The sequence below is a fragment of the Ancylobacter lacus genome, from assembly GCF_018390635.1.
Taxonomy (GTDB): domain Bacteria; phylum Pseudomonadota; class Alphaproteobacteria; order Rhizobiales; family Xanthobacteraceae; genus Ancylobacter; species Ancylobacter lacus.
This window is the reverse complement of record NZ_JAHBGE010000078.1, coordinates 40,579-66,020: the sequence shown is the minus strand read 5'-3', so window position 1 is coordinate 66,020 and position 25,442 is coordinate 40,579. Positions and strand designations below refer to the sequence as shown.

The following is a 25,442-nucleotide window of genomic DNA, read 5'->3' as shown; positions in this document are numbered from 1 at the left end:
CGCCCGGGGAGGCGTGGCGCCCGCCGCGACGCGCCCCCGAGGCCAGCCTTCACGCCGCCTGGTAGCTCGCGGCCGGAAGCCGCTTCTCCATCTGCACGCCCAGAAAAACCATGCCGCCGTCGAGCATGCCGAACACCGCGCCGCGCGACTGCCAGCCCCGCCCGGCGAAGAAGCCCACCGCGCCGAAGGCGATGGCCGCCTGCGCCCGGACCACCCCGCTCGCCCGCATGTCGCGGTCGATTCGGGCCATCAGCGTGGCGCCGATGCCGTGACGGATGAACAGCGGGTGCACGCAGAAGCCGTGGACCCGGCACACCGCCCGGCCGTCCTTCGCCGGAAGCTCGATGCCCTCGCCACCGCCCGCCGGCGCCCGCCACGACCAGCCGCCGCAGGCGACCGGCTCGCCCTCGATCTCGGCGATGAAGAAGCCGCCCGCCTCGCTCGGCTCCGGTTCCAGCACGTCGAGCCGCGGCAGCGTCTCCTCCAGCTCCGCCCCGTGCAGGCGGATGGCGGCGCTGCGCAGGGCGTCCGCCTGCAGGCGGCGGATTTCCGGGAGGTCGCCGGCGGTGGCGCGGCGGATGCGCAAACCGGCCGAAGCGAGCACGGCGGGGTAGATGGGCGCGGCGTCGATCATGCTGTCCCTCCCTCGGACGGGCCTCCGGTCCCGGAGCGCCCTGGTCGCGGCAATGCGCATCCCGGACGGCGACGCGCTTCCTGAAGGCACGCGAGAGCACGCCCCGATGGGATCGCACTCTAGTGACAGCCGAGGAATCGGCGCTGAACGTGGCATTCACCGGGCATTCATCGGGCTTTCGTCGGTCCGGCCCGGATCCGGCGATCACGGAACCGTGCCGTGACCGAGCGGCAGGCCGCGCGCTGCCCGCCGCGCCCCCTGCGCCGCGCCGCACGCCGCCACCCTTCGCCGCGGCCGCGGCGGTTTCACATCAGCGTTGTGCCGCACCCTGCCGTGTTGCGGCGGCCGGCCGCGACGACTAGAACCGCCGGACGGCGCCGCGCGAGCGCCGCAGGAGGACCGGGCCGCCATGGCGATCATGGACTACGCCAATCCCACGCGCTTTCTCGGCCTCGCCGGGCGCGTGCTGCCGTGGCTCGCCGCGCTCACCGCCGCGGTGCTGCTGGTCGCCCTCTGGCTCGCCTTCCAGGCCCCGGCGGACTACCAGCAGGGCGAGACCGTGAAGATCATGTACATTCACGTGCCGTTCGCCTGGCTGGCCATGGCCGGCTACACCGCGCTGGCGGTGTCGGCGCTCGGCATCCTGGTCTGGCGCCACCCGCTGGCCGATGTCGCGCACAAGGCGATGGCGCCGATCGGCGCGGTGTTCGCCTTTCTCTGCCTGCTGACCGGCTCGCTGTGGGGCCGGCCGATGTGGGGCACCTACTGGGTGTGGGACGCCCGCCTCACCTCGATGCTGGTGCTGCTGCTGCTCTATCTCGGCCTGCTGGCGCTGCGCTCGGCGATCGAGGATGCCGGCCAGGCCGGCCGTGCCGCGGCGGTGCTGACGCTGGTCGGCTTCGTCAACGTGCCGATCGTGAAGTTCTCGGTGGACTGGTGGAACACGCTGCACCAGCCGGCCTCGGTGTTCCGCATGGGCGGGCCGACCATCGACCCCAGCCTGCTGTGGCCGCTGCTGCTGAGCGCGGTGGGCTTCACCCTGCTTATGGTCACGCTGCATCTCGCCGCCATGCGCAACGAGATCCTGCGCCGGCGCCTGCGGGCGCTCGAGGCGCGGGCCGCGGCCGAAGCCGCCTTCGCCTGAGGAGAGCCCATGCTCGGCGACCACGCCTCCTTCATTGTTGCCGCCTATGCCGGCAGCGCCGTCGTCCTGCTGGGGCTGGTGCTGTGGATCGCGGTCGATGGCCGGCTGCTGCGTCGCAGCCTCGACGAGATGGAGGCCCGCGGCGTGCGGCGCCGCTCCGACAGCCGGGGCGGACGGCCGTGAGCGCGCCGGAGCCGACCACGCCCGCCGGTGGGACGCAGGAGAGCGCCGCCGGTGGGGCGCAGGAAGGTGCGGCGCCCGCGCGGCGGCCGCGGCTGCTGGTGCTGCTGCCGCTCCTGCTGTTCGCCGCGCTCGCGGCGCTGTTCTATGGCCGGCTGTTCTCGGGCGATCCCTCGCGGCTGCCCTCCGCGCTGATCGGGCGCGCGGCGCCCCCGCTCGACCTGCCGCCGCTCGCCGGGCTCGATGCCGGCGGCCAGCCGGTGCCGGGCCTCACCTCGGCGGAGCTGAAGGGCCGGGTCACGGTGCTGAACGTGTTCGCCTCCTGGTGCGTGCCCTGCCGCGACGAGCATCCCGTCCTGGTCGAGCTGTCGAAGCTGGCGGGGGATTTCCGCCTCGTCGGCCTCAACTACAAGGACGACGCCGAGAACGCCCGCCGCTTCCTCGGCCGCTTCGGCAATCCCTATGCGGCGGTCGGGGTCGACACCTCCGGCCGCACCGCGATCGACTGGGGGGTCTATGGCGTGCCGGAGACCTTCGTCATCGGCAAGGACGGCCGCATCGCCTACAAATATATCGGCCCGCTCGACGCGGAGGGCGCGGCGACCCGGCTGCTGCCGGAGGTGCAGAAGGCGATGCAGGCCCCGGCGGAAAACGCGGCGCCGGCCGCCGCCCCGTCGAACTGAGGCGCCCGGCCGGCGCCCGGCTCGGGCGTCAGTTCCGCTCGTCCGGCAGATGCGGCAGCGGGTGGACCTCGATCTCGTCCTCGATCAGGCCGCGGATTTCCTCGGCGCTGGCCTCGCCATGGATGGAGCGCCGCTCCTCCTCGCCCTCATGCATGCGGCGGGCGAGCGTGGCGAAATCGTCGCCGACATAGTCCGAATGGGCGATCACGTGCTGGCGCAGCGCCCGCAGCGCTTCCCGCATCGCCTGCTCCGGCTCCGACAGCAGCGCCACCGGCGCCGCCTCGGCGGCGGCGGGCGGCGGCGCGGCGGCCGGCGCCGCTTCCGCCGGGGCGCGGCCGAGCCGGGGCGCCATGATGGCCTTTTCCACCTCGGGCGAGGCGCAGACCGGGCAGGTCACCAGCCGGCGGGCCTTCTGGTCGTCATACGCCGCGGAATCGCGGAACCAGCTTTCGAATTCGTGCTCGGCGGAGCAGACCAGCCGGTAAAGGATCATGCCGCATCCCCCGCCGCCGGCGGCACGAGGTGGAGATACTCCACCTCGGACGGGGCGATCAGCTCGAAGCGGCGGCCGTTCTGCAGCGAGGGAATGCGCCCGCGCACCGCCAGAACCTTGGCGGGGTCGATCTCGGCGTGGATCACGCCCGGCTCGGTGCCGGCCTCGGCGAGGATTTCGCCCCACGGGTCGATGATGAGGCTATGGCCGAAGGTGTGGCGGCCATTCTCATGGACGCCGCCCTGCGCGGCGGCCAGCACGAAGCTGCCGGTCTCGATCGCGCGCGCCCGCAGCAGGACGTGCCAGTGCGCCTCGCCGGTGGTGCGGGTGAAGGCCGCCGGCACCGCGATCATCCCCGCCCCGCTCTCGGCCAGCGCGCGGAACAGCGCGGGAAAGCGCAGATCGTAGCAGATCGAGAAGCCGAGCCTGATCTGCGGCAGGTCGGCCAGCACCGCGAGGTCGCCGGGGCGGTAGGCCTCGGATTCGCGGTAGACGTCGCCATTGGGCAGCGTGACGTCGAACATGTGGATCTTGTCGTAGCGGGCGCGGATCGCCCCGTCCGGCCCCAGCAGGAAGGCGCGGTTGGCGGCGCGGTGCTCGCTCGCCCGGATCGCCAGCGAGCCGATGTGGAGATGGATGCGCAGCTCCGCCGCCAGCGCCCGGAAGGCGGCGAGCGCGGGGTCGCTCTCCTCGTCGTGCAGCACGGCGAACAGCTTCTCCCGGCTCTCCTCCATGGTGCCGGTCATTTCCGGCGTCTGCACATAGCTCGCCCCCGCCGCGGCGGCCTCGCGGATGAAAGCGGAGGCCGCGGCGACGTTCGCCGCCACGTCGCGGCCGCTGCGCATCTGCACCAGCGCCGCGCGGAAGGGGGCACCGAGCGGCGCGGGCGTGGCGGAGCTGGACGGGCTGGTCATGACACTCTCCAAAGGGCCGGCGATGGCGCCCGGCACGGCTTCACGCGGCGAGAAGCGGGTCCAGCTCGCCGGCCTGGTCCAGCGCATAGAGGTCGTCGCAGCCGCCGACGTGATTCCCGTCGATGAAGATCTGCGGCACGCTGGTCCGCCCGTTCGCCCGCCGCGACATGGCGGAGCGCTCCACCGGCTTTCCCGTCACGTCGATCTCGGCGAAGGCGACGCCCTTGCGGCGCAGAAGGTCCTTGGCGGCGTGGCAGTAAGGGCAGGTGGAGGTGGTGTAGATCTCGACCGTCGACATGGCGCGTACCCGCTCGTTGGCTCGAACCTATGATATGGGCCGGTGCGGCCCGTCAACAACCCGCGCGAACACCAGCACGTCGACCGCCCCGGCGCCGGCCCGCAGCAGGGCCTTGGTGCAGGCGTCGAGGGTGGCGCCGGTGGTCAGCACGTCGTCCACCAGCACCAGCCGGCGCCCGCGCAGCTCGGCCGCCATCGGCGCCGGCACGGCGAAGGCACCGGCGACATTGGCGGCGCGGGGGCCGCGCTCCAGCCCCACCTGCGGGGCCGTGGCGCGGCGCCGCTCCAGCCAGCCCGTCCGCACCGGCACCCCGCTTTCGCGCGCGATGCCCTGCGCCAGCAGCGCCGACTGGTTGAAGCGCCGCCGCCACAGCCGCCGGGCGTGCAGCGGCACCGGCACCAGCGCGTCGGCCCCGGCGAGCAGCTCGGCGCCGGCCCCGGCCATCAGCCGGGCGAGCGGCGGCGCGATGTCCAGCCGGTCGCCATATTTCAGCCCGTGCACGAGGTCGCGCACCACGCCGTCATAGCGGGCGACCGCGCGGGCCCGGCCATAGGCCGGCGGGTCGGCCAGCGCCCGGGGCGAGACCAGCGGCCGCCCCGGCCCGCCCGTTGCCGGACCGGCGTCGAAGGGCGTGCCCAGCCGGTCGCAGAGCGGCGCGGCGATGAAGGGAATGCGGCTCCAGCAGGCCCCGCACAGGCAGCCGGGGGTGTCGACATCGGCGCGGCAGGCGACGCAGAGCGGCGGCAGCACCCCATCCACCAGCGCCCGGCCGAGCCCGCCCGCCAGCGCCAGCACCCGCCGCAGCGCCGCCGCCGGCCGGCCGGCGCGCACCGGCGTGACGGCCGCGCCGGGTTCGGCGGGGCGCCATTCCTCGTGGGAACCGGTGGGCGAGGCGTGCATGGCGCGAGGCTAGCACGACCGGCCCCCCGCGACATTCCCCGCGCGACGCCTTACATGAGCCACGGGCCACGAACGGAGACGCCACCATGCCGGACACGCGGCAAAGCCCCCACATGCCTGCCGGCGCCGAGCCGCCGGCCGACGCCGTCGCCGTCGCCGGCCGAGCCGCGAGCGCTCCCTTCGCGGCCGCATCCCCCGCGTCCGGCGTGGCGCCGGAGGACGGTCCCCACCGCGTCTTCGATGCCGCCGCGCTGGCGGCCCACCGCCGCCGTGCGCTGGCGCTGGGGCCGGAGCCCTTCCTGCTGGAGCGCGTGGCGGAGGACCTTGCCGACCGGCTTTCCGCCGTGAACCGCCGCTTCGCGCTGGCGGCGGACATCGGCACCCCTTCCGGCGAGCTGCGCCGGGCGCTGGCCGGCCACCCCGCCATCGACCAGCTCGTCGCCGTCGGCCCGGCGGAGCGGGCGGACATCGACGCGGTGATGGCGGGCGAGGCGCTGCCGCTGGCGCCGGGCTCGGTCGACCTCGTGGTGTCCGCGCTCGCCCTGCAGACCATCGACGACCTGCCGGGCCTGCTCGCCCAGATCCGCCGGGCGCTGAAGCCGGACGGGCTGCTGCTCGCCGCGCTGTTCGGCGCCGGCACGCTGGCGGAGCTGCGCGAATCCTTCGCCATTGCCGAGAGCGAGACCACCGGGGGCATCTCGCCCCGGGTCGCGCCCTTCGCCGACCTGCGCGACCTCGGCGGGCTGCTGCAGCGCGCCGGCCTCGCCCTGCCGGTCACCGATATCGACCGCGTCGTGGTGCGCTATGCCGACCCGCTCGCGCTGTTCGCCGATCTGCGCCGGATGGGCGCCACCAACCCGCTCGCCGACCGGCTGCGCACCCCGCTGCGCCGGGCCACGCTGACGCGGCTGCTCGAGGTCTATGCCGAGCGCTTCGCCGACCCGGACGGGCGGGTGCGGGCCACCTTCGAGATCGCGTGGATTTCCGGTTGGGCGCCCCATGAGAGCCAGCAGCAGCCGCTGCGGCCGGGCTCGGCCAAGGCGCGGCTGGCGGACGCGCTGAAGGCGACCGAGCGCAGGCTGCCCTTCGAGCCGGGCTGAGGCCGGAAGTCCCGGCCCGGGCGGTTCAGTCGCGGCCGGGGCCGAGCAGGTCGATGAGGGCGGGGATCAGCGGCTCGTCGGCGGGGGGCATGGGGTAGTCGCGCAGCCTGCCCGGCTTCACCCAGGCGAGGCGCTGGCCCTCGCGGCCCTGCACCACGCCTTCCCAGCGCCGGCAGATCCACAGCGGCATCAGGAGCTGGAAGGTGTCGTAGCTGTGGCTGGCGAAGGTGAGAGGGGCGAGGCACGCCTCCTTCACCGCGATGCCAAGCTCTTCCGCCAGCTCGCGGATGAGGCAGTCCTCCGGCCGCTCGCCCGGCTCAACCTTGCCGCCGGGAAACTCCCACATGCCGGCGAGCTGCTTGCCCGCCGGCCGCTCGGCCAGCAGCACGCGCCCGTCGGCATCGACCAGCGCCGCGGCGGCGACCAGGACCAGCTTCACCGTGCCGTCTCCCCGCTCCGGCCGCCGCTCACGAGCGGTAGTCGCCGTTGATGGCGACATATTCCTTGGTGAGGTCGCAGGTCATCACCCGGTCCGCGCCCTCGCCCAGCCCGATGTCGACGCCGATGTCGATGACGTCGTTCTTCATGTAGGCGGAAACCTCGGCCTCGTCATAGGCGGGGTCGCGCATGCCCTCGGCGGCAACCCGGATGGCGCCGAAGCGGATGGCGAGGAGATCGCGCTCGGCCGGCTCGCCCGCCTTGCCCACCGCCATGACGATGCGGCCCCAATTGGCGTCCTCGCCCGCCACCGCGGTCTTCACCAGCGGGGAATTGGCGATCGACATGCCGATGCGGCGGGCGCTCTCCTTCGAGACCGCGCCGGTGACATGGATGCGCACCAGCTTGCGGGCGCCCTCGCCATCGCGCGCGACCTGCTCGGCGAGGTCCAGCAGCACGCCGTCCAGCGCGGCGGCGAAACCGGCGAGGCGGGGATCGGCGGCGTCCGCGATCGCGGGCGCCCCGCGCCTGGCCGCCGCGCCGGTGGCGAACAGCATCAGCGTGTCGGAGGTGGAGGTGTCGCCGTCGACGGTGATGGCGTTGAAGCTGTCCACCACACCGGCCGAGAGCAGCGCCTGCAGCGCCGGCGCGGCGATCGGGGCATCGGTGAAGACGAAGGACAGCATGGTGGCCATGTCGGGGGCGATCATGCCGGCGCCCTTGGCGATGCCGGCGATGGTGACCGCGACGCCGCCGATCTCGACCGTGGCGGTCGCCACCTTGGGGAAGGTGTCGGTGGTCATGATGGCGCGGGCCGCGTCCAGCCAGGGCAGCGGCGCCAGCCGGGTCGCGGTCTCGCTCAGCACGCCCTCGAATTTGGTGGCGTCGAGCGGCTCGCCGATGACGCCGGTGGAAGCGAGGAAGATCTCGTGCTCGGCGCAGCCGAGCGCCCGGGCCGCGATCTCGGCGGTGAGCTTCGTCGCCGCCCGGCCGCGCGAGCCGGTGAAGGCGTTGGCGTTGCCGGAATTCACCACCAGCGCCCGGGCGGTGCCCTGCCCGAGCTGCTCGCGGCACCACTCCACCGGGGCGGACGGGCATTTGGAGCGGGTGAAGACGCCGGCCACGGTGGTGCCGGGGTCGAGCGTCAGCAGCAGCACGTCGGTGCGGCCCTTGTAGCGGATGCCGGCCTCGGCCGTGGCGAAGCGCACCCCTTCCACCGGCCCGACCTCGGGCGTGTGCTTGGGCGCGAGCGGGGAGAGCGGAGCGTCGTGAGCCATCGGAAAGGTCTCTGCGGACAGGAAGGCGCCAGGGCACCGGAGGGCGCCAAGGGTGTGCCGGAAGGCGCCGTCACACGCAAGAGGCCGAAGGTGGTGTCGCACGGCGCGGCCGAACACACCGGCACGCGCCGCCGCCGGGGCCCGGCCGCGCGTGGCCGGCCGCGAGCCGTGGCGACACAGACGCCGGACGGCAGGGGACCCGGGAGGACCGGACCCGGGAGGGCCGGACGCGAAAGGGCCGCCCTCGCGGGCGGCCCCTCCTTGCGTCGTTACGAAGCCTTTCCGGCGTGGGGGCGCGATCAGGGCGCCTTCGGCTGGTCGGTCTTGGTGTTGTCGGCATCGGCCGGGGCGGCCGGCGCGTTGGTGCGCAGGTCGCTCGGCGAGGGCGCGGCGGCGGTCTTCTCGACCTTGGCGGCGTCGCGGGTCTTCTGCACCAGCTCGGCCTGCGCCTTCTGGACGAGGAACTGCTGGATCTGCGGCTTCACCTCGTCAAAGGTCGGGAGCGGCTTCTGGCGCTTCTCCTCGACCTTGATGACGTGCCAGCCGAACTGGGTCTTCACCGGCTCGGAAACCTCGCCCGGCTTCAGCTTGAAGGCGACGGTGGCGAATTCCGGCACCATCTGGTCCTGGGTGAAGAAGCCGAGATCGCCGCCGGTCTCCTTGCCCGAGGGGTCCTCGGTGAGCTGCTTGGCGAGGGTGGCGAAGTCGTCGCCCTTCTTCAGCTTGGCCTCGACCTCCTCGGCCTTCGCCTTGGCGGCGGCGGAAGCCTTCTCGTCCTTGGGGTCGGCGCGGAACAGGATGTGGCGGGCGTGCACTTCCTCTTCCGGCTTCTGCTGCTTCAGGGCGTCCTCATAGGTCTTCTTCATCACCTCGTCGGTGATGGCGGCCTTGGTCGCCTGGTTGAGCGCGGCCTGCATGAGGATGCGCTTCTTGGCGAAGTCGAGCTGGCGCTGGAACTCGGCGCCCTCGGCCAGCTTCTCGGCCTCGGCGGCCTGGGCCAGCGCGGTCATGTCGATGAGGAAGCCGAGCACATATTCATCGCGCGCCGGGCCGGTGAGCTGAGGCGGCAGGCTGGCGCCCAGCTCGTCCTCGGCAACGGCGAGGTCGCTCTTGCGCAGGGCGACGCCGTTGACCGTCGCCAGCACCGGGTCGTCGCCGGTCGCCGCGGGGGCGGCGGTGGTCGCGGCCGGCGCCGGGGTGGCGGGCGCGGCGGTCTGGGCGAGAGCCGGCGAGGCCACCGCCGCGATCAGCAGGGCCGCGAGGCTCGCCCGCAGCAGGCCGGAGCGGTGGGCCGCCGGGTTCGGCAGAGCGGCGCGCAGGAGGTGAGGGTGCATAGAACTGTCCTTGGGGGTTTTGCGGTTGTCCGCTCTTCGGGCGGCGAAAGCTCGCTCAGTCGGCGCAGGCTTGCAAGGTCCGTCGATGGGGGGCGCGCAGGCGGAGAAGGGGATAACGCCCGCGGCCCCGTTGAAGGATCGGCGGACGGTGCGGAAGCCGCGGAAGCCGCGGCCGCCGCCAATTGACAACCCCCAAACCCGTTCATAAGTGTGGCACGCGGCGCGGTCCCACCGCCACGCTCGCATATATGTGACGTGCCGGCCCCGCGTCATCCGCACCGCACGCCTCCGGCGACCCATTTCGGCCGTAAAGCGCGGCTGGTTCGGAGCGGCGACCCTGCGTCGCACATACAGGGCCCGGCGGCCCGCCACCGCCGTGCCCGTCACCTGCCCTGGCGGGACGGATTGGAAGACACGATGTTCGGCGCCCTCGCGCGAAAGCTTTTCGGATCGGCCAATGACCGCCGCGTGCGCGGTTACCAGCCGAATGTCGCCGCCATCAATGCGCTCGAACCCGAGATGGTCAAGCTCTCGGACGAGGAGCTGCGGGCGCGCACCGACCTGTTCCGCAAGCAGCTCGCCGAGGGCCGGACGCTGGACGACCTGCTGGTGCCCGCCTTCGCCACCGTGCGCGAGGCGGCCAAGCGCGCGCTGGGGCAGCGGCATTTCGACGTGCAGCTCATCGGCGGCATGGTGCTGCACGAGCGCGGCATCGCCGAGATGCGCACCGGCGAAGGCAAGACCCTGGTCGCCACCGCGCCGGTCTACCTCAACGCCCTCACCGGCAAGGGCGTCCACGTCGTCACCGTCAACGACTACCTCGCCAAGCGCGACGCCGAGTGGATGAGCCGGGTCTACCGCTTCCTCGGCCTCACCACCGGCATCATCGTCCACGGCATGGACGACAATGAGCGGCGCGAGGCCTATGCCTGCGACGTCACCTACGCCACCAACAACGAACTCGGCTTCGACTATCTGCGCGACAACATGAAGTACGACCTCGCGCAGATGGTGCAGCGTCCGCACCACTACGCCGTGGTGGACGAGGTCGACTCCATCCTCATCGACGAGGCGCGCACGCCGCTCATCATCTCCGGCCCGCTCGACGACCGCTCCGATTTCTACAACACCATCGACCAGTACATTCCCCGCCTCTCCAAGGAGGATTACGAGGTCGACGAGAAGCAGCGCTCCGTCACCATGACCGAAGCCGGCATGGAGAAGATGGAGCAGCTCATGCTCAGTGCCGGGCTGCTGAAGTCCGACAGCCTGTACGACATCGAGAACGTCTCGGTGGTCCACCACGTCAATCAGGCGCTGCGGGCCCACACCCTGTTCCAGCGCGACAAGGACTACATCGTCCGCAACGACGAAGTGGTGATCATCGACGAGTTCACCGGCCGCATGATGCCCGGCCGGCGCTATTCGGAAGGCCTGCACCAGGCGCTCGAGGCCAAGGAGCGCGTCAAGGTCCAGCCGGAGAACCAGACGCTGGCCTCCATCACCTTCCAGAACTATTTCCGCATGTACGAGAAGCTGGCCGGCATGACCGGCACGGCGAACACCGAGGCGGCGGAATTCCAGGACATCTACAACCTCGAGGTTGTGGAGATCCCGACCAACCTGCCGGTCAAGCGCGTCGACGACGACGACGAGGTCTACCGGACCGCCGGCGAGAAATACAACGCCATCATCGACCTGATCACCGACTGCAAGTCGCGCGGCCAGCCGGTTCTGGTGGGCACCACCTCGATCGAGAAGTCCGAGCTGCTGGCCGAGATGCTGAAGGCGCGCGGCTTCCGCCAGAAGGACTTCACCGACCCCGACGCCTTCCGCCCGCTCTATGACGGCGACAGCGGCCACACCGAGGACAAGGTGTTCGCGGTGCTGAATGCCCGCCACCACGCCCAGGAATCCTACATCGTCGCGCAGGCCGGCGTGCCGGGCGCGATCACCATCGCCACCAACATGGCCGGCCGCGGCACCGACATCCAGCTCGGCGGCAATGCCGACATGCGCATCTCGCACGAGCTGAACCACCTGCCGGAAGGCCCCGAGCGCGCCGCCGCCGAACAGGCCATCCGCGACGAGATCGCCCGCCTCAAGAAGAAGGCGCTGGAAGCCGGCGGCCTGTTCGTGCTCGGCACCGAGCGCCACGAGAGCCGCCGCATCGACAACCAGCTCCGCGGCCGCTCCGGCCGCCAGGGCGACCCCGGCCACTCCAAGTTCTTCCTGTCGCTGGAAGACGACCTGATGCGCATCTTCGGTTCCGACCGGCTGGACGGCATGCTCCAGCGGCTCGGCCTGAAGGAGGGCGAGGCCATCGTCCACCCCTGGATCAACAAGGCGCTGGAGAAGGCCCAGAGCAAGGTCGAGGCCCGCAACTACGACATCCGCAAGAACCTGCTGAAATACGACGACGTGATGAACGACCAGCGCAAGGTGGTGTTCGAGCAGCGCGTCGAGCTGATGCAGGACGAGGACGTCGCCGAGACCGTCGCCGAGATGCGCCACGGCGTGGTCGACGACATGGTCGCCAAATTCGTGCCGCCCAACGCCTATCCCGAGCAGTGGGACACCGAGGGCCTCGCGGAGACGCTGCGCCAGCGGCTCGGCCTCGACCTGCCGGTCGCCGACTGGGCAAAGGAAGAAGGCATCGCCGACGAGGAGATGCGCGAGCGCATCCGCGCCCGGGCCGACGAGGTGATGGCCGCCAAGGCCGCCCAGTACGGCCCGGACCTGATGCGCTATGTCGAGAAGTCGATCCTGCTGCAGACGCTGGATCACCTCTGGCGCGAGCATCTGGTCACGCTGGACCATCTGCGCCAGGTGGTGGGCCTGCGCGGCTACGCCCAGCGCGACCCGCTGAACGAGTACAAGTCCGAGGCGTTCCAGCTGTTCGAGGCGATGCTCGCCAGCCTGCGCGAGGCGGTGACCTCCCAGCTCATGCGGGTGGAGATCATGACCCAGCCGCCGGAGCCGGAGCCGCTGCCCCAGATGGTGGCCCACCACCTCGACCCGCTCACCGGCAATGACGAGCTGGCGATTGCCGAGGCCGACCTCGCGGTGACGCTGGCCCCGGCAGAGGATGCCGACGCCGCCGCCAACCGCGACCCCGACGATCCCTCCACCTGGGGCCGGGTCGGCCGCAACGAGCCCTGCCCCTGCGGCTCGGGCAAGAAGTTCAAGCACTGCCACGGCCGCTTCGCCTGAGGCGCCGGCGCGCCGGTTTCGTCCCGAGGCGCTGGCGCGCCGGCCCGGCCGACGCGCAACCTTGAGCTGCACGGCCTCCATCCATTGTCCCGCCACCCCGGGATGAGGGATGGAGGCCGTGCCATGCCGGACCCGGCGCGCTACCGGCATCTCGTCTACCCCGTGGCCGCCTTCGCGCTGCGGCCGCTTCTGGGCGCCGGATCCGGGCACGGCCCCGCAAGATGACGGCCTGAAGGCAACCATCGAGACGTTTTGAAAACGTCTTTTCCCACGGCAAGACCGCCCTCGCGGCGTTCGATCGCGAGATGGTGCGCCAGACGCTGGAAAGCCCGCGCTGGTATGTTCGTCTGGCTGGGTTCAGACGATGAGGGGCGGAAGGGGCTTCATGATGGCAGCTCCGCGGACCCGGCAGACATGAGGGTCGCGGACGTCTGGCACACGTCCTTGTGGAACGCCGCCCCGGCGGCACCCGCCCTCAGGTGAGGTGCTCGCTTTCGTCGCGGGGGCCGAGGCCGATGATGAGCAGGCCGGAGACCGCCGCCGCCGCGGCGCTGACGAGGATCGGCATGGCGTAGCTGCCGGTGAGATCGAACACCACCCCGGCCAGCGTCGGCCCCAGCAGCGCGGCGACGCCGACGCCGGTGTAGAGCAGCCCGAGCACCGCGCCGATGTGGCGGGCGCCGAACAGTTCCGCCGCCACCGCCGGGTAGAGCCCGACGCAGCCGCCATAGCTGAGGCCGAACAGCACGGCGAAGGCCGCCAGCAGCGTGAAGCTGGTCGCCGCCGCCCACAGCACGAAGCAGCCGGCGAGCGCGAAGGTCAGCAGCATCAGCAGCCGGTGCGGGCCCAGCCGGTCGCCGAAGCCGGTGAGCACGAAGCGCCCGCCGACGCTGCCGACCCCGATAAGCCCCACCAGCAGCGTCCCGGTCTCCAGCGGCAGGCCGATATCCTGGGTCGCCGGCACCAGATGGACATAGGCAATGTAGATGGAGAACGAGGCCAGCATCATCGAGAGGTAGAGCTGGCGGAAGCGGCCGTCGCGCCACAGCACCGCCATGCCGGGCGAGCGGGTCGCCCGCGCGGTGTTCACCGCGAAGCCGCGGCGGCGGATGAGCAGCGCCGCCGGCACGCCCAGCACCGCGCAGACCCCCGCCAGCATCAGCAGCCCGCCGCGCCAGCCGAGCTCCGGCATCAGCCGCGCCGTCAGCGCCGGCAGCACCAGCGTGCCGACGCCGAGGCCCGCCAGCGCGATGCCGGAAGCCCGCGCCCGCTGCCGCAGGAACCAGGACTGCACCGCCCCCAGCGCCGGCACGTAGCACAGCCCGATGCCGATTCCGGCGCCCAGCGCGTAGAACACGTAGAGCAGCGCCAGCGTCGGCGCGAAGGCGGCGGCGACATAGCCGGCGATGATCACCGCCAGCCCGGCCAGCACCAGCACGCGCGGGGGAAACCGGTCGCCCAGCGGCCCGGCGAAGGCGCCCATCGAGCAGTAGATCGCCGCCGAGAGCGAGAACACCAGCGCGGTCGCGCCGCGCGAGGCCTGGAATTCCGCGGCGAGGCCCGGAAACAGCGCGGCGAACGCATAGGACGAGCCGAAGATCACCGCCGTCAGCACATGGGTGCCGGCCACCACCGGCCAGCCGGCGCGGCTGTCGAGGGCGGCGGGCGCCAGGGACGGCGGCGACGTCAGGGAGGGCGACGACATGGGCAGAACGGCTCCGGCTCGGGTACCCCGATCCAGAGGGCACAACCGCCCCGGATCGGGTGCCCCGATCCTAGGGGCCGTCCCCGCGCGAGAACATCGCTTTGTGACGATCCACCCCCGGGGCGCGGGCGATGCGCCGCGCCAGCGAGGAGCGGACGGCGGCTTCGCGCCGGCATCCCGGCGCCAAGAGGCGCATCAGGACACGAGCGGCGCGCGCGGCGCGGCGGGCGGGAAGCGCGGGGCTATTGCGCCGGCGGGGCGACCTCGGCGGAGAGGGTCTCGGTCGCGCTGGCCGGGCGCACCGGCGCCGCCGGCACCTCGGCCGGGAGGGTCGCCTGCGCCGGCGTCAGCGCGGGCGGCGCCTCCTCCTGGCCGAACAGCCGGCCGAGCGAGAAGCCCGAGGAGGCGGCGTTGGCGGCGTTCACCGCCGGCGAGCCCTGCACGGTGGGCTCGGCGCTGTCGCTGCGCCCGAGCAGGCGGGCCACGGTGCTCAGCAGCGAGGAATTGTCGCCCTCCGGCGCCACCGCCGCGACCTGGGTGGTCGGGGTGGCGGGCAGGCCGCGGGCGAAGAGCTGGGTCTCGGAGGGCGTGCCGACCGGCGCGTCCGCCGGGCGGGCCATCGGCACCGGCACGTCGGCGGTCGCCAGCGCCACCGAAGCGGCCGCGCTCGGCCCGCTCTCGCCGGGCGGGGTCACGCCGGGCAGCGGAATGTCGGCGGGCGCGTTGGTGGCGACGCCGTAATCCAGCCCGGGCGGCTTCACCACCGGCGGCAGCGAGCCCGGCGCGGCGGCGGAGGGGTTGCGCAGCTTGGCGAGGAACACCTCGTTCATGCCGCCGTCCTTCCCGGTCTTCACCGGCTCGACCGGGGTGAGCGGCGCGATCATCGCCATGGCGCGGTCGTCGGCGGCGCGCTTTTCAGCGATCTGCTGCTCGAGATCCGGCGGCACCGAATAGGGCGGGCAGGCCGCGCTCGGCTCGAAACGCTGGGTCGGGTCGGCCGGGGTGGCGTTGAACACGTAGCGCTTGTTGCAGACATCCACCTTGGGCGGCAGCTTGGTGATCTCGAAGGTGTCGTAGCCTTCCTTGATCATCCGCCAGAACGGCATGTTCGGGTTGTCGCGGTGGCGCGCCATGTTCTTGGGCGTCATGCGGAAGGGATAGGCCTGCACCTGGAAGGAGCGCTGCCCGCCCATGAAGCTGTCGCGGCCGAGCGCGAAGATTTCCTGGATCTGCTCGTCGGTCATGGCGTAGCAGCCCGAGGACGAACAGTCGCCATGCACCATCAGGTTCGCGCCGGTGCGGCCCCAGGCGCGGTCATAGGCATTGGGAAAGCCCATGTTGAAGGCGAGATAGTAGTTCGAGTTCGGGTTCATCTGCCCGGGCGTGATGGTGTAGAAGCCTTCCGGCGCCTGGCGGTCGCCTTCCTTCACCTTCGGCCCCAGCTCGCCGGACCAGCGGCAGATGGGATAGGTCTTCAGCAGGGCGTATTCGCCGTCGGATTTCTGCTTCCAGACCTCGAGCTCGGATTCTTCCTTGAAGATGCGCACCACCAGCGGGCTGTCCTGCGACATGCCCTTGCTCTGGATCAGCGCCACCGTCTCGGGGGAAAGACGCTTCATCGAGCGTGCGTTGGGGCCGGGCCCGCTGCTGCCGTTGCAGCCCGCCAGCGCCAGCGCCGCGACCGAGGCGAAGAGCACCGCGCGGCCGCGATGCCGCAGGAAAGCCCCAAGCCCCGATGTCACCACAGCCTTCAAACCCAACACTCCCCGTTCCCGACGGCGTCGACGAGTATCACGGCTAAGAGCGTTACCCTTGCGGACCGGTTACCGCAAGCGCGGCCCGGCGGCCGCCACCCCCTCACAATCGCGTCATCCGCCTCCCGCGGCGGCGACGTACCCGAACCGTGACGCACGCACCCCACCGCGCACGGCACCCCCTGCCGTGGTGTGGTCCTTCTCTCCGCCGCCTCGCGGCGGCGGGTCCGGCCTCAGAGCCCCCGGCCGATGGCCAGGAACTTCTCGCGCCGGGCCTTGCGCAGCCCGGCGGCATCCAGCCCTTCGAGCCCGTTCAGCGCGGCCTCGATGGCATCGCCCGTCGCCGACATGGCGGCGGCGGGGTCGCGGTGCGCGCCCCCCGGCGGCTCCGCGATGATGGTGTCAACGATGCCGAATCGCGCCAGATCCTGCGCGGTGATCCGCATGCTGGTCGCCGCCTCCTGGGCCTTGGCGGTGTCGCGCCAGAGGATGGAGGCCGCGCCTTCCGGCGAGATCACGCTGTAGATCGAATGCTCCAGCATCAGCACGCGGTTGGCCGTCGCCAGGGCGATGGCGCCACCCGAGCCACCCTCGCCGATGATCACGGCGACATTGGGGACGCCCAGCGCGAGGCAGGCGTCGGTGGAGCGGGCGATCGCCTCGGCCTGCCCGCGCTCCTCGGCGTCGAGGCCGGGAAAGGCGCCGGCGGTGTCGACGAGCGAGATCACCGGAAGCTGGAAGCGGTCGGCCAGCTCCATCAGCCGGGCCGCCTTGCGGTAGCCTTCGGGCCGGGCCATGCCGAAATTGTGCTTGATGCGGGTTTCGGTGGTGGAGCCCTTCTCCTGCCCGAGCAGGCACACGGCGCGGCCGCGGAACCGGGCGAGCCCGCCGAGAATGGCCATGTCGTCGCCGAACTTGCGGTCGCCGGCGAGCGGGGTGAACTCCTCGAACAGCGCGGCGGCGAAGTCGGAGAAATGCGGCCGCAGCGGGTGGCGGGCCACCTGCGTCTTCTGCCACGGCGTGAGATTGGCGTAGAGCTGGGCCAGCGCCTCGGCGGCCTTCGTCTCCAGCCGGGTGATGTCGTCGCCGATCGCCACCGCATCGCCCTTCGCGGAGAGCTCGCGAAGCTCCTCAAGCTTGGCTTCGAGTTCGGCCACGGGCTTTTCGAAATCGAGATAGCTGCGCATCGGTGGTGGGCGATCCTTCGAGAGCGGTCCCGAACCCCGGGTAGGGCTCGGCTGCGGGCGGCCCGGCCGGACGCGCCCGAAATGCGCGCGGAAGCTGCCTTGCGAGGGTGGCGACGTCAAGGCAGCGATGAGAAAGGCGCGCAGAAGCCGCCTACGGCGCCGCGCCGGAACCCGCTGCCGCGCGCGCAAACGGCAAAGCGGCCCGGCGGATGGCCTGACGCCGGGCAGACACCGGCGGGCGACGCGGCGGCGCTCAGGCCCCTCCCCCGCCGATCCGCTTCCAGTAGAGCCGGGTGGCGGTCAGGCCGCCCTGCGGCTTCAGCGCGTAGTCGGGGATGGTGCCGCCATGGACGAAGCCGTGGCGCTCATAGAGGCGGGACGCGCCGCCCTCCTCCGCGGTGTCGAGCACCAGCAGGCTGCGGCCCTGCGCCACCGCGCGGCGCTCCGCCTCGACCAGCAGGGCGCTGGCCAGCCCCCTTCCGCGATGGGCCGGGGCGGTCATCATCTTGGCGATCTCGGCGCGGTGGGGCTGGTTTTCCGGCAGGCCGGTGACCAGCGTCACCGTGGCGGCGAGCTCCTCGCCCACGAAAGCCCCGAGCACGGTCCGCTCGCCGCGGCCGGCGGCGGCCAGCGCGCCTTCCCAGAAGCGGCGGGCCGCCTCGGAGGCGAGCGGGTGCATGAAGCCGACCGAGCCGCCCCCCGCCACCGTCGCCACCAGCAGGGCGGCCAGCGCCTCCACCGTCGCCATGTCGGGGGCCAGCGGCCGCACGCGCGGCCCGGCGGAGGCCGCCTCGGGCGACGTCGGGGAGAATGTCGGCGAGCACGGCGGGGAGGCGGTCATGACCATCAGCTCCGGGTCAGGGCGACGAGATAGATGCAGGGCATCGTCGATTCATTGGCCAGCGTGACGTCCACCGGCGGGCCGAAGCCGAAGCCGTCGCCGGCCTCCAGCTCATGGCGCTCCCGGCCCTCGCGCAGCACGAGGCGGCCCTGCATCACCCAGAGCATCTGCCGGATATGGGCATAGGACGCCGCCGGCAGCGTCACCTCCCGGCCCGGCGGCAGCTCGATCCGCGCCAGCTCCAGCGGATGGTCGGGGCGGGCGAAGATCTGCCGGCGGACATAGCCGGAGCCGGGATCGGTCCATTCCGGCTGCGCCGCCGCGCGCACCAGCCGGCTGCCGCCGCCCTCCGCCCGCAGCAGCAGCCCGGCAAGGGTCAGCTCGAAGGCGGCGGCGATGCGGACGAGCAGAACCGCGGTGGGGCTCATCTCCTCCCGCTCGATCCGGCTCAGCGAGGCCTTGGCGACGCCGGAACGTTCCGCCAGCTCGGCCAGCGACCAGCCGCGCGCCTCGCGCTCCAGCCGGATGCGGCGGGCGAGGCGGGCGGGGGTGTCGTCCATTATATCAGACATACGTCTCTTATAATGGACGAGCCTGTACGGCACAAGCCGGCGCAGCGCGCGGGCAGCGGCGCGCAAGCCGCTGCCCGCGGCCAGCGCCAGGACACGCGATGGCGCCGACAGGCACCGGCGCGGACGGCAGAACCGCGCTGAGGGCCTCAGGGCGCAGGATGGGCCACCGCCCGTCGGGCGGGCAGCGCAGGACAGGGCGCCGCTGACGGATGAACAATGGGATCAGGCCGCCGCCCCTGCCGGGCGCGGCCATCCGGGCTCTGCGCGGCGGCAGAGGCGCGCCCTGCCCGGGTCGGCCCACGCGGGCGTCCCCGCCCTCGGGGGCACACCCCTGCCCGCGCGGGCTCAATCGCCCGCGAGGGGATGGAGGTCGCGCACCAGGCTCTTCAGACGCTCGTCGAGGATGTGGGTGTAGATCTGCGTGGTCGAGACGTCGGCATGGCCGAGCAGGGTCTGCACCGCGCGCAGATCGGCGCCATGGGCCAGCAGGTGGCTGGCGAAGGCGTGGCGCAGCACATGGGGCGAGAGTTTCGCCGGGTCGAGGCCGGCCGCGAGCGCGAGGTCCTTCAGGTCCAGCCCCACCTGCTGGCGGGTGATGTGGCCGGCGGCGGCGGCCGAGGGAAACAGGAAGCGCCCGGCCGGCGCTGCCGCGACCTTGCGGCGGGGCGCCGCCGTGCCGCCCGCAGCCGCGGCGCCGGTTTCCGCCGTGCCCCCGGTTTCCATGCCGGCCCCTGCCCCGCCTCCGGTTTCGCCCGGCTGCACACTGTCGCGCCTTGCGGTACCGGCCTTTGAGGTAGCGGCCTTTGCGCTGCCGGCCTTTGCCGCGCGCTCCGGCGTCGCGCCCCTCCCGGCGACGGCCGGGGGCGCGGTTTCCTGCGCGGCCCGCGCCGCCGCCAGCGCCTCGCGCCAGGCGGTCATCGCGGCGCGGGCCGGGGCGCCGAGCGGCACCAGCCGCTCCTTGTTGCCCTTGCCGCGCACGATGATGGCGTCGCCCTGGGCCCGCGCCGCCGCGGCCGGCAAAGCGGCGAGCTCGGAAACGCGCAGCCCGGTGGCGTAGAGCAGTTCGACGAAGCAGGCCGTGCGCACCCGCCGCGCCCGCTCCCCCGGCGCGAGCCCGGGCTCGGCGGCGCGGGCATGGGCGGTGTCGATGAGCCGGGTCACCTCCTCCAGCGAGAGCACCTTGGGCAGCGGCCGCCCCCGCTTCGGCCCCTCCAGAACCGCGGCGGGGTCCTCTCCCCTCAACCCCTCGAGATAGAGGAAGCGGTGGAACTGGCGGAGCGCGGAGAGCCGGCGGGCGACGCTGGTCGCCTTGAAGCCGCGCGCGGTGAGCGCGGCGAGATAGGCGCGGATGTTGTCGGTCTCACTGTCCACCACACCGCACCCATCGGTCACGAGGAAATCCTCGTAATCGGCGAGGTCGCGGGCATAGGCTTCCAGCGTGTTGGCGCTGGCGCCGCGCTCGGCAGCGAGCATGTCGAGAAACAGCGCGACCGGCCCCTGGGTCGGCCGCACCGTGCTGCGCGGGCGCCCCGGCCCGGTCATTTGGCGAAGCGCTCCGGCGGCACGGTGACGCTCATTTCGCGTTCATGCGGCTGCACATAGGTCGCCAGCGCCCACATCGCGCCATAGCCGAGGCCGCCGAGCAGCGCGAGAACGGCGAGAAGGCGGATCAGGCTCGGCATGGGGCGGCGCGCGCGGGCTCGGGATGGGGCAGCACGCTGTGCGGCATGGACGGAGGCATGGGCGTTCAGCCGAATCGCGGGGCGGACAGGATCCCCATGCTAGGCGGTTTCCGCCGCACCGCGAAACCCGCCGCTGGAACCCGCGAATTGCCTCGCCCCGCGCGCGATGCTAGTCCGGCTGGGAAACGCGCCGGCCGAGGCGCGGTGATCCCGACCCGAGACGACCGCCATGGGCTCCCTCGCCATCGAACCGGAAAGCGAACAGGCCGCGCGGCTGCGGGACCGGCTCGGCTCCCGCTCCATCGTGCTGGTCGGCATGATGGGCGCCGGCAAGTCCTCGGTCGGCAAGCGCCTGTCGCGGCGGCTCGGCATGCATTTCGCCGACGCCGACACCGAGATCGAGCAGGCCGCCGGCATGACGATCCCGGAGATCTTCGCCGCCCATGGCGAACCGGCCTTCCGTGACGGCGAGAAGCGCGTCATCTCGCGGCTGCTGGAGAGCGGGCCGATGGTGCTGGCCACCGGCGGCGGCGCCTTCATGAACGCGGAAACCCGCCAGGCCATTGCCGAACATGGCCTTTCGGTATGGCTCAAGGCCGAGCTGGACGTGCTGCTGCGGCGGGTGAAGCGGCGCGACGACCGCCCGCTTCTGCGCACCGGCGACCCTGCCGCGATCCTCGCCCGGCTGATCGACGAGCGCTACCCCGTCTACGCCGGCGCGGCGGTGACGGTCGTCTCCCACGACGTTCCCCATGAGGTCATGGCGGAAGAGGTGATGGCCGCGATCCAGCGCCATCTCGACGACATCGACGGAAACCCAACCGATGCTGGCTGACGCCCTGCCCGCCCCCACCCTCGTCCCCGTCGGCCTCGGCGCGCGGGCCTACCAGATCGCGATCGGCCCCGGCCTGCTGCGCGAGATCGGCCCCCGCCTCGCCCGGCTTCGCCCCGGCGCCCGGGTCGGCATCGTGACCGACTCCCATGTCGCCGAACGGCATCTGGCCACGGTCGAGGCTTCGCTGCGCGAGGCCGGGCTCGCGCCGACCACCGTCACCGTCAGCCCCGGTGAGGCCTCCAAGAGCTTCGACACGCTCCAGCAGGTGCTGGACGGCCTGCTCGCCGCCCGGATCGAGCGGCGCGACCTGGTGCTGGCGCTGGGCGGCGGGGTTGTCGGCGATCTCGCCGGCTTCGCCGCCTCGGTGCTGCGGCGCGGGGTGGACTTCGTGCAGGTGCCGACCAGCCTGCTGGCGCAGGTGGATTCCTCGGTCGGCGGCAAGACCGGCATCAATTCCCGCCACGGCAAGAACCTGATCGGCGCCTTCCATCAGCCGATCCTGGTGCTGGCCGACACCGACGTGCTCGACACCCTGCCGCTGCGCGAGTTCCGCTCCGGCTATGCCGAGGTGGCGAAATACGGCCTCATCGACAACGCCGCCTTCTTCGGCTGGCTGGAGCGGCACTGGCAGGAGGTGTTCCGGGGCGGGGCCTCCCGCATCGAGGCGATCGCCACCAGCTGCTCGGCCAAGGCCGACGTGGTGGCGCGCGACGAGTTCGAGACCGGCGACCGCGCCCTGCTCAATCTCGGCCACACCTTCGGCCACGCGCTGGAGGCGGGCGCCGGTTTCTCGCAGCGGCTGCTCCATGGCGAGGCGGTGGCGATCGGCATGGCGCAGGCCTTCCGCTTCTCCGCGGCGCAGGGCCTGTGCGCGCCGCAGGACGCCGAGCGGGTCGCCGCCCACCTGAAGGCGGTGGGGCTGCCGACCCGCATCCCCGACATTCCGGGCGAACTGCCCGACACCGAGGGCCTGATGGCGCTGATCGCGCAGGACAAGAAGGTCTCGCGCGGCGCGCTGACCTTCATCCTCGCCCGCGGCATCGGCGCCTCCTTCATTGCCCGCGATGTCGACCCGGCCACGGTGCGGGCCTTCCTGGACGCCGAGCGCGGATGATCTCGCATCCGCTGATCGCCCGGCTGAGGGCCCGGCTGGCGCGCCAGCGCCGGGCCGAGACGGCCGCGGCGACGGCGGCCGGCCCCTCCCGCGAGGACATGCTGCAGCAGGCGATGACGCTGCTGCAGAACGCCGCCGGCCTCGGCAATGACGACCGCGACATGGTCGCCGGGCTGCTCAACCTGCGGGAGCTGGAAGTCTCCGACATCATGGTCCACCGGACCAAGATGGAGACGATCGACGTGTCGGACTCGCCGGGCGAGATCGTCGGCCAGGTCATGGCCTCGCCGTTCACCCGCCTGCCGCTGTGGCGCGACACGCCCGAGAACATCGTCGGCGTGCTGCACGCCAAGGACCTGCTGCGCGAGCTTCAGGCGATCGGCGACCGGCTGGACGCGCTGAACGTGGAGAAGATCGCGCTGCGGCCGTGGTTCGTGCCGGACAGCACCTCGGTTTCCGACCAGCTCAAGGCCTTCCGCCGACGCAAGCAGCATTTCGCGCTGGTGGTCGACGAATATGGCGAGGTGATGGGCCTCGTCACGCTGGAGGACATCCTCGAGGAGATCGTCGGCGACATCTCGGACGAGCACGACAAGGCCTTCGCCAGCGCCCGCCGCCACCCCGACGGCTCGGTGAGCGTGGAGGGCAGCGTCGCCATTCGCGACCTCAACCGCGCCATGGGCTGGCACCTGCCGGACGAGGAAGCCACCACCGTCGCCGGGCTGGTGATCCATGAAGCCCGCATCATCCCCGAGCCGGGGCAGAGCTTCATCTTCCACGGCTTCCGCTTCCATGTGATGCGCCGCCAGCGCAACCGCATCACCCTGCTGCGCGTCATGCCGCTGCCGCCGCCCCGCCCTGCGGCCTGAGCGGGGGCGCGATCTGGAATTTCGCACCCGCCGCACCATATCGGGGAAGCTATTCGCCGGGTGCCCTGGCTTCGATGGCGAGGGCGTGCAGGCCGCCGGCGATCTCCTGCGCCAGCAAGCCGTTCACCAGCCGATGCCGGGCCAGCCGGTTCTGCCCGCGAAACGCCTCCGCCACGATCCGCACCCGCAGATGCGTGAGCTGTCCGGCGCGGTAGCCGCCATGGCCCTCGTGCCGGTGGCTTTCGTCCTCCAGTTCGAGGACGGAGGGGGAGAGCTCGGCCAGGGCGGCGCGGACGCGGGCGAGCGCCTCGACCACCGCGGCCGGCGCGGCGGTGGACGGATCGGACGAAGGGGGTAAGGTCGGCATGTGCGGAACTCGTGGGCTGCGGTATCCGGGGGGACACACTGCGTCAATATCCCGTCACGGTTGGCCGTGACGTGCCTGCGGTTTCTTGTATACCTGCATCGCGCCCAGCATAATCGGTTCCATGAAGCTCGACTCTCCATTGTTCGATCGTATCCGCGTCAAGCCGGACAAGGACCGGCGGCGGTTCCAGGCGAGCGCGCCGTCCTGCGAATGGGCGGGCTGCGACGAGCCTGCGACCCATCGCGCGCCCAAGGGGCGCAACCGCGAGGGTGAATTCTGGCGCTACTGCTTCGCCCATGTGCGCGAGTACAACCAGTCGTATAATTATTTCGCCGGCATGAAGGACGACGCCGTCGCGGCCTACCAGAAGGACGCGATGACCGGCCACCGGCCGACCTGGAAGATGGGGGCCAACGGCGCCGCCAGCCGGGCCGGCGAGCATTTCCGCCGGCAGGACCCGCGCGAGGGCGTCGCCGACCCCTTCGGCATGTTCGGCGACATGGGCGGGCGGGCCCGGCCCGACCCCGAGCCGCCGCGCGAGGGCCGGATGATCCGCAACGCCGAACGCAAGGCGCTGGAGACCCTTGGGGTCGAGATCAGCGCCAGCGCCGAGGAGATCAAGGCGCGGTTCAAGAGTCTGGTGAAGAAATACCACCCCGACGCCAATGGCGGCGACATATCGACCGAGGATCGCCTGCGCGGCGTGATCGAGGCCTATAACTATCTGAAGAGTGCCGGCTTCTGCTAAGAGGCCCGTGCCTGCAGCATCAGCCCGCGGCAGAACGCGGCAACGGAGGACGAATGACTGCGACGCTTACCGAGGCCGCCCCCACCCCCGACATGAAGGTTTCGGTCCGGCAGGTGTTCGGCATCGACCTCGACCTCGAGGTTCCCGCCTTTTCCGAACCGGACGCCTATGTGCCGGACCTCGACCCGGACTATCTGTTCGACCGCGCGACCACGCTCGCGATCCTGGCCGGCTTCGCCCATAACCGCCGCGTGATGGTGACGGGCTATCACGGCACCGGCAAGTCGACCCATATCGAGCAGGTCGCGGCCCGCCTCAACTGGCCCTGCGTGCGCGTCAACCTCGACAGCCACATCAGCCGCATCGACCTGATCGGCAAGGACGCGATCGTGGTGAAGGACGGCAAGCAGGTCACGGAGTTCCGCGATGGCATCCTGCCCTGGGCCTACCAGAACAACGTGGCGCTGGTGTTCGACGAGTACGACGCCGGCCGCCCGGACGTGATGTTCGTCATCCAGCGCGTGCTGGAATCCTCCGGCCGCCTCACCCTGCTGGACCAGAACCGCGTCATCCGGCCCCACGCGGCCTTCCGGCTGTTCGCCACCGCCAACACCATCGGCCTCGGCGACACCACCGGCCTCTACCACGGCACCCAGCAGATCAACCAGGCGCAGATGGACCGCTGGTCCATCGTCACCTCGCTGAACTACCTGCCGCACGACAAGGAAGTCGACATCGTCGTCGCCAAGGCCAAGCACTTCCAGACCACGGAAGGCCGGGACACGGTGGCGCGGATGGTGCGCCTCGCCGACCTCACCCGCCAGGCCTTCATCAATGGCGACCTGTCGACGGTGATGAGCCCGCGCACCGTGATCACCTGGGCGGAGAACGCCGAGATCTTCAGGGAGCTCGCCTTCGCCTTCCGGGTCACCTTCCTGAACAAGTGCGACGAGCTGGAGCGGGCGCTGGTGGCCGAGTTCTATCAGCGCTGCTTCGGCAAGGAGCTCAGCGAATCCGCGGTGAACGTGGCGCTGAGCTGAGCTGAGCCGGCCGGGCCCGCGCGGGCCTGCGCCGCCACGCCGTCCTCCCTTCCGGCACGCCGGGAGGGACCCTCCGCGACACTGAACGGCGGGAGGCATCTCCCGGCCATGAACGGACCG

The 25,442-nt window shown here is 72.0% G+C and carries 25 protein-coding genes and 1 pseudogene; 10 read left to right on the top strand and 16 right to left on the bottom strand.

Annotation, left to right across the window (positions count from 1 at the left end; all coding sequences use genetic code 11):
- Positions 1 to 49: 49 nt before the first annotated feature.
- Positions 50 to 634: a GNAT family N-acetyltransferase gene (locus KHC27_RS19355; protein ID WP_213341291.1), complete on the bottom strand. Its 585-nt coding sequence runs from the start codon at positions 632 to 634 to the stop codon at positions 50 to 52.
- Positions 635 to 1,043: 409 nt separating this feature from the next.
- On the opposite strand from KHC27_RS19355, the gene KHC27_RS19350 reads away from it, so the two are divergent.
- From KHC27_RS19350 to KHC27_RS19340, 3 genes are all read left to right on the top strand, one after another.
- Positions 1,044 to 1,778, top strand: a complete 735-nt coding sequence (locus tag KHC27_RS19350) for a heme ABC transporter permease (protein WP_213341289.1) — start codon at positions 1,044 to 1,046, stop codon at positions 1,776 to 1,778.
- 9 nt (positions 1,779 to 1,787) lie between these two features.
- Positions 1,788 to 1,961 carry a heme exporter protein CcmD gene (ccmD, locus tag KHC27_RS19345; protein ID WP_213341287.1) on the top strand — a complete coding sequence of 58 codons (174 nt, stop codon included), beginning with the start codon at positions 1,788 to 1,790 and terminating at the stop codon, positions 1,959 to 1,961.
- 92 nt (positions 1,962 to 2,053) lie between these two features.
- On the top strand, positions 2,054 to 2,641 hold the full coding sequence (locus KHC27_RS19340) for a DsbE family thiol:disulfide interchange protein (protein ID WP_246520108.1): 588 nt from the start codon (positions 2,054 to 2,056) through the stop codon (positions 2,639 to 2,641).
- Between the two features lie 28 nt (positions 2,642 to 2,669).
- Here KHC27_RS19340 and KHC27_RS19335 read toward each other — a convergent pair whose 3' ends face one another.
- The 4 genes from KHC27_RS19335 to KHC27_RS19320 are packed head-to-tail and all read right to left on the bottom strand — an operon-like array spanning position 2,670 to position 5,246.
- Positions 2,670 to 3,134 carry a DUF1178 family protein gene (locus tag KHC27_RS19335; protein WP_213341283.1) on the bottom strand — a complete coding sequence of 155 codons (465 nt, stop codon included), beginning with the start codon at positions 3,132 to 3,134 and terminating at the stop codon, positions 2,670 to 2,672.
- Positions 3,131 to 4,048: a carbon-nitrogen hydrolase family protein gene (locus tag KHC27_RS19330; RefSeq protein WP_213341281.1), complete on the bottom strand. Its 918-nt coding sequence runs from the start codon at positions 4,046 to 4,048 to the stop codon at positions 3,131 to 3,133. Before KHC27_RS19330 ends, KHC27_RS19335 begins: the two co-directional genes overlap by 4 nt.
- Before the next feature lie 40 nt (positions 4,049 to 4,088).
- The gene (gene grxC, locus KHC27_RS19325) at positions 4,089 to 4,346 is read right to left on the bottom strand and encodes a glutaredoxin 3 (RefSeq protein ID WP_213341279.1); all 258 of its coding nucleotides are present in this window, start codon (positions 4,344 to 4,346) and stop codon (positions 4,089 to 4,091) included.
- A gap of 27 nt (positions 4,347 to 4,373) precedes the next feature.
- Positions 4,374 to 5,246: a ComF family protein gene (locus KHC27_RS19320; protein ID WP_213341277.1), complete on the bottom strand. Its 873-nt coding sequence runs from the start codon at positions 5,244 to 5,246 to the stop codon at positions 4,374 to 4,376.
- An 86-nt stretch (positions 5,247 to 5,332) separates the two neighbouring features.
- Between KHC27_RS19320 and KHC27_RS19315 the strand changes: the two genes are divergently transcribed.
- The gene (locus KHC27_RS19315) at positions 5,333 to 6,346 is read left to right on the top strand and encodes a methyltransferase domain-containing protein (RefSeq protein ID WP_246520092.1); all 1,014 of its coding nucleotides are present in this window, start codon (positions 5,333 to 5,335) and stop codon (positions 6,344 to 6,346) included.
- A 25-nt stretch (positions 6,347 to 6,371) separates the two neighbouring features.
- Here the strand turns inward: KHC27_RS19315 and mutT are convergent, their stop codons facing one another.
- The 3 genes from mutT to KHC27_RS19300 form a co-directional block, all read right to left on the bottom strand.
- Complete coding sequence (gene mutT / locus KHC27_RS19310; protein WP_343210945.1) at positions 6,372 to 6,785, bottom strand: 8-oxo-dGTP diphosphatase MutT; 414 nt, start codon at positions 6,783 to 6,785, stop codon at positions 6,372 to 6,374.
- A gap of 28 nt (positions 6,786 to 6,813) precedes the next feature.
- Positions 6,814 to 8,061, bottom strand: coding sequence for a bifunctional glutamate N-acetyltransferase/amino-acid acetyltransferase ArgJ (gene argJ / locus KHC27_RS19305; RefSeq protein WP_213341273.1), 1,248 nt, complete (start codon positions 8,059 to 8,061; stop codon positions 6,814 to 6,816).
- Positions 8,062 to 8,360: 299 nt separating this feature from the next.
- A complete protein-coding gene (locus KHC27_RS19300) occupies positions 8,361 to 9,395 on the bottom strand; it encodes a peptidylprolyl isomerase (RefSeq protein WP_213341271.1) in 1,035 nt (344 codons plus the stop codon).
- A gap of 417 nt (positions 9,396 to 9,812) precedes the next feature.
- Here KHC27_RS19300 and secA point away from each other — a divergent pair, with 417 nt between their 5' ends.
- Positions 9,813 to 12,608, top strand: coding sequence for a preprotein translocase subunit SecA (gene secA / locus KHC27_RS19295; RefSeq protein ID WP_213341269.1), 2,796 nt, complete (start codon positions 9,813 to 9,815; stop codon positions 12,606 to 12,608).
- Between the two features lie 475 nt (positions 12,609 to 13,083).
- Here secA and KHC27_RS19290 read toward each other — a convergent pair whose 3' ends face one another.
- The 7 genes from KHC27_RS19290 to KHC27_RS19260 form a co-directional block, all read right to left on the bottom strand.
- Complete coding sequence (locus KHC27_RS19290; RefSeq protein WP_213341267.1) at positions 13,084 to 14,313, bottom strand: MFS transporter; 1,230 nt, start codon at positions 14,311 to 14,313, stop codon at positions 13,084 to 13,086.
- A gap of 242 nt (positions 14,314 to 14,555) precedes the next feature.
- Positions 14,556 to 16,055 carry a L,D-transpeptidase family protein gene (locus tag KHC27_RS19285; RefSeq protein WP_213341265.1) on the bottom strand — a complete coding sequence of 500 codons (1,500 nt, stop codon included), beginning with the start codon at positions 16,053 to 16,055 and terminating at the stop codon, positions 14,556 to 14,558.
- Positions 16,056 to 16,300: 245 nt separating this feature from the next.
- Positions 16,301 to 17,254 carry an acetyl-CoA carboxylase carboxyltransferase subunit alpha gene (locus KHC27_RS19280; protein ID WP_213341263.1) on the bottom strand — a complete coding sequence of 318 codons (954 nt, stop codon included), beginning with the start codon at positions 17,252 to 17,254 and terminating at the stop codon, positions 16,301 to 16,303.
- 253 nt (positions 17,255 to 17,507) lie between these two features.
- Positions 17,508 to 18,002: a GNAT family N-acetyltransferase gene (locus KHC27_RS19275; protein ID WP_213341421.1), complete on the bottom strand. Its 495-nt coding sequence runs from the start codon at positions 18,000 to 18,002 to the stop codon at positions 17,508 to 17,510.
- A gap of 98 nt (positions 18,003 to 18,100) precedes the next feature.
- Complete coding sequence (locus tag KHC27_RS19270; protein WP_213341261.1) at positions 18,101 to 18,667, bottom strand: helix-turn-helix domain-containing protein; 567 nt, start codon at positions 18,665 to 18,667, stop codon at positions 18,101 to 18,103.
- Between the two features lie 345 nt (positions 18,668 to 19,012).
- Positions 19,013 to 20,209: a tyrosine-type recombinase/integrase gene (locus KHC27_RS19265; protein WP_213341258.1), complete on the bottom strand. Its 1,197-nt coding sequence runs from the start codon at positions 20,207 to 20,209 to the stop codon at positions 19,013 to 19,015.
- On the bottom strand, positions 20,206 to 20,349 hold the full coding sequence (locus KHC27_RS19260) for a hypothetical protein (protein WP_213341256.1): 144 nt from the start codon (positions 20,347 to 20,349) through the stop codon (positions 20,206 to 20,208). The genes KHC27_RS19265 and KHC27_RS19260 overlap by 4 nt, the downstream gene beginning before the upstream one ends.
- A 229-nt stretch (positions 20,350 to 20,578) precedes the next feature.
- Between KHC27_RS19260 and KHC27_RS19255 the strand changes: the two genes are divergently transcribed.
- The 3 genes and pseudogenes from KHC27_RS19255 to KHC27_RS19245 all read left to right on the top strand — a co-directional run.
- Positions 20,579 to 21,184 (top strand): shikimate kinase, encoded by a 606-nt coding sequence (locus KHC27_RS19255; protein WP_213341254.1) that lies wholly within the window; start codon positions 20,579 to 20,581, stop codon positions 21,182 to 21,184.
- Positions 21,174 to 22,298 carry a 3-dehydroquinate synthase gene (aroB, locus tag KHC27_RS19250; protein ID WP_213341252.1) on the top strand — a complete coding sequence of 375 codons (1,125 nt, stop codon included), beginning with the start codon at positions 21,174 to 21,176 and terminating at the stop codon, positions 22,296 to 22,298. Before KHC27_RS19255 ends, aroB begins: the two co-directional genes overlap by 11 nt.
- An 86-nt stretch (positions 22,299 to 22,384) precedes the next feature.
- Positions 22,385 to 23,167, top strand: a pseudogene (locus tag KHC27_RS19245) (transporter associated domain-containing protein); the annotation flags it as partial.
- A gap of 49 nt (positions 23,168 to 23,216) precedes the next feature.
- Here the strand turns inward: KHC27_RS19245 and KHC27_RS19240 are convergent.
- Positions 23,217 to 23,534, bottom strand: coding sequence for a BolA family protein (locus KHC27_RS19240; RefSeq protein WP_213341248.1), 318 nt, complete (start codon positions 23,532 to 23,534; stop codon positions 23,217 to 23,219).
- Between the two features lie 121 nt (positions 23,535 to 23,655).
- Between KHC27_RS19240 and KHC27_RS19235 the strand changes: the two genes are divergently transcribed.
- Positions 23,656 to 24,282, top strand: a complete 627-nt coding sequence (locus KHC27_RS19235) for a J domain-containing protein (RefSeq protein WP_213341246.1) — start codon at positions 23,656 to 23,658, stop codon at positions 24,280 to 24,282.
- A 53-nt stretch (positions 24,283 to 24,335) separates the two neighbouring features.
- The gene (cobS, locus tag KHC27_RS19230; RefSeq protein WP_213341244.1) at positions 24,336 to 25,322 is read left to right on the top strand and encodes a cobaltochelatase subunit CobS; all 987 of its coding nucleotides are present in this window, start codon (positions 24,336 to 24,338) and stop codon (positions 25,320 to 25,322) included.
- Positions 25,323 to 25,442 lie beyond the last annotated feature (120 nt).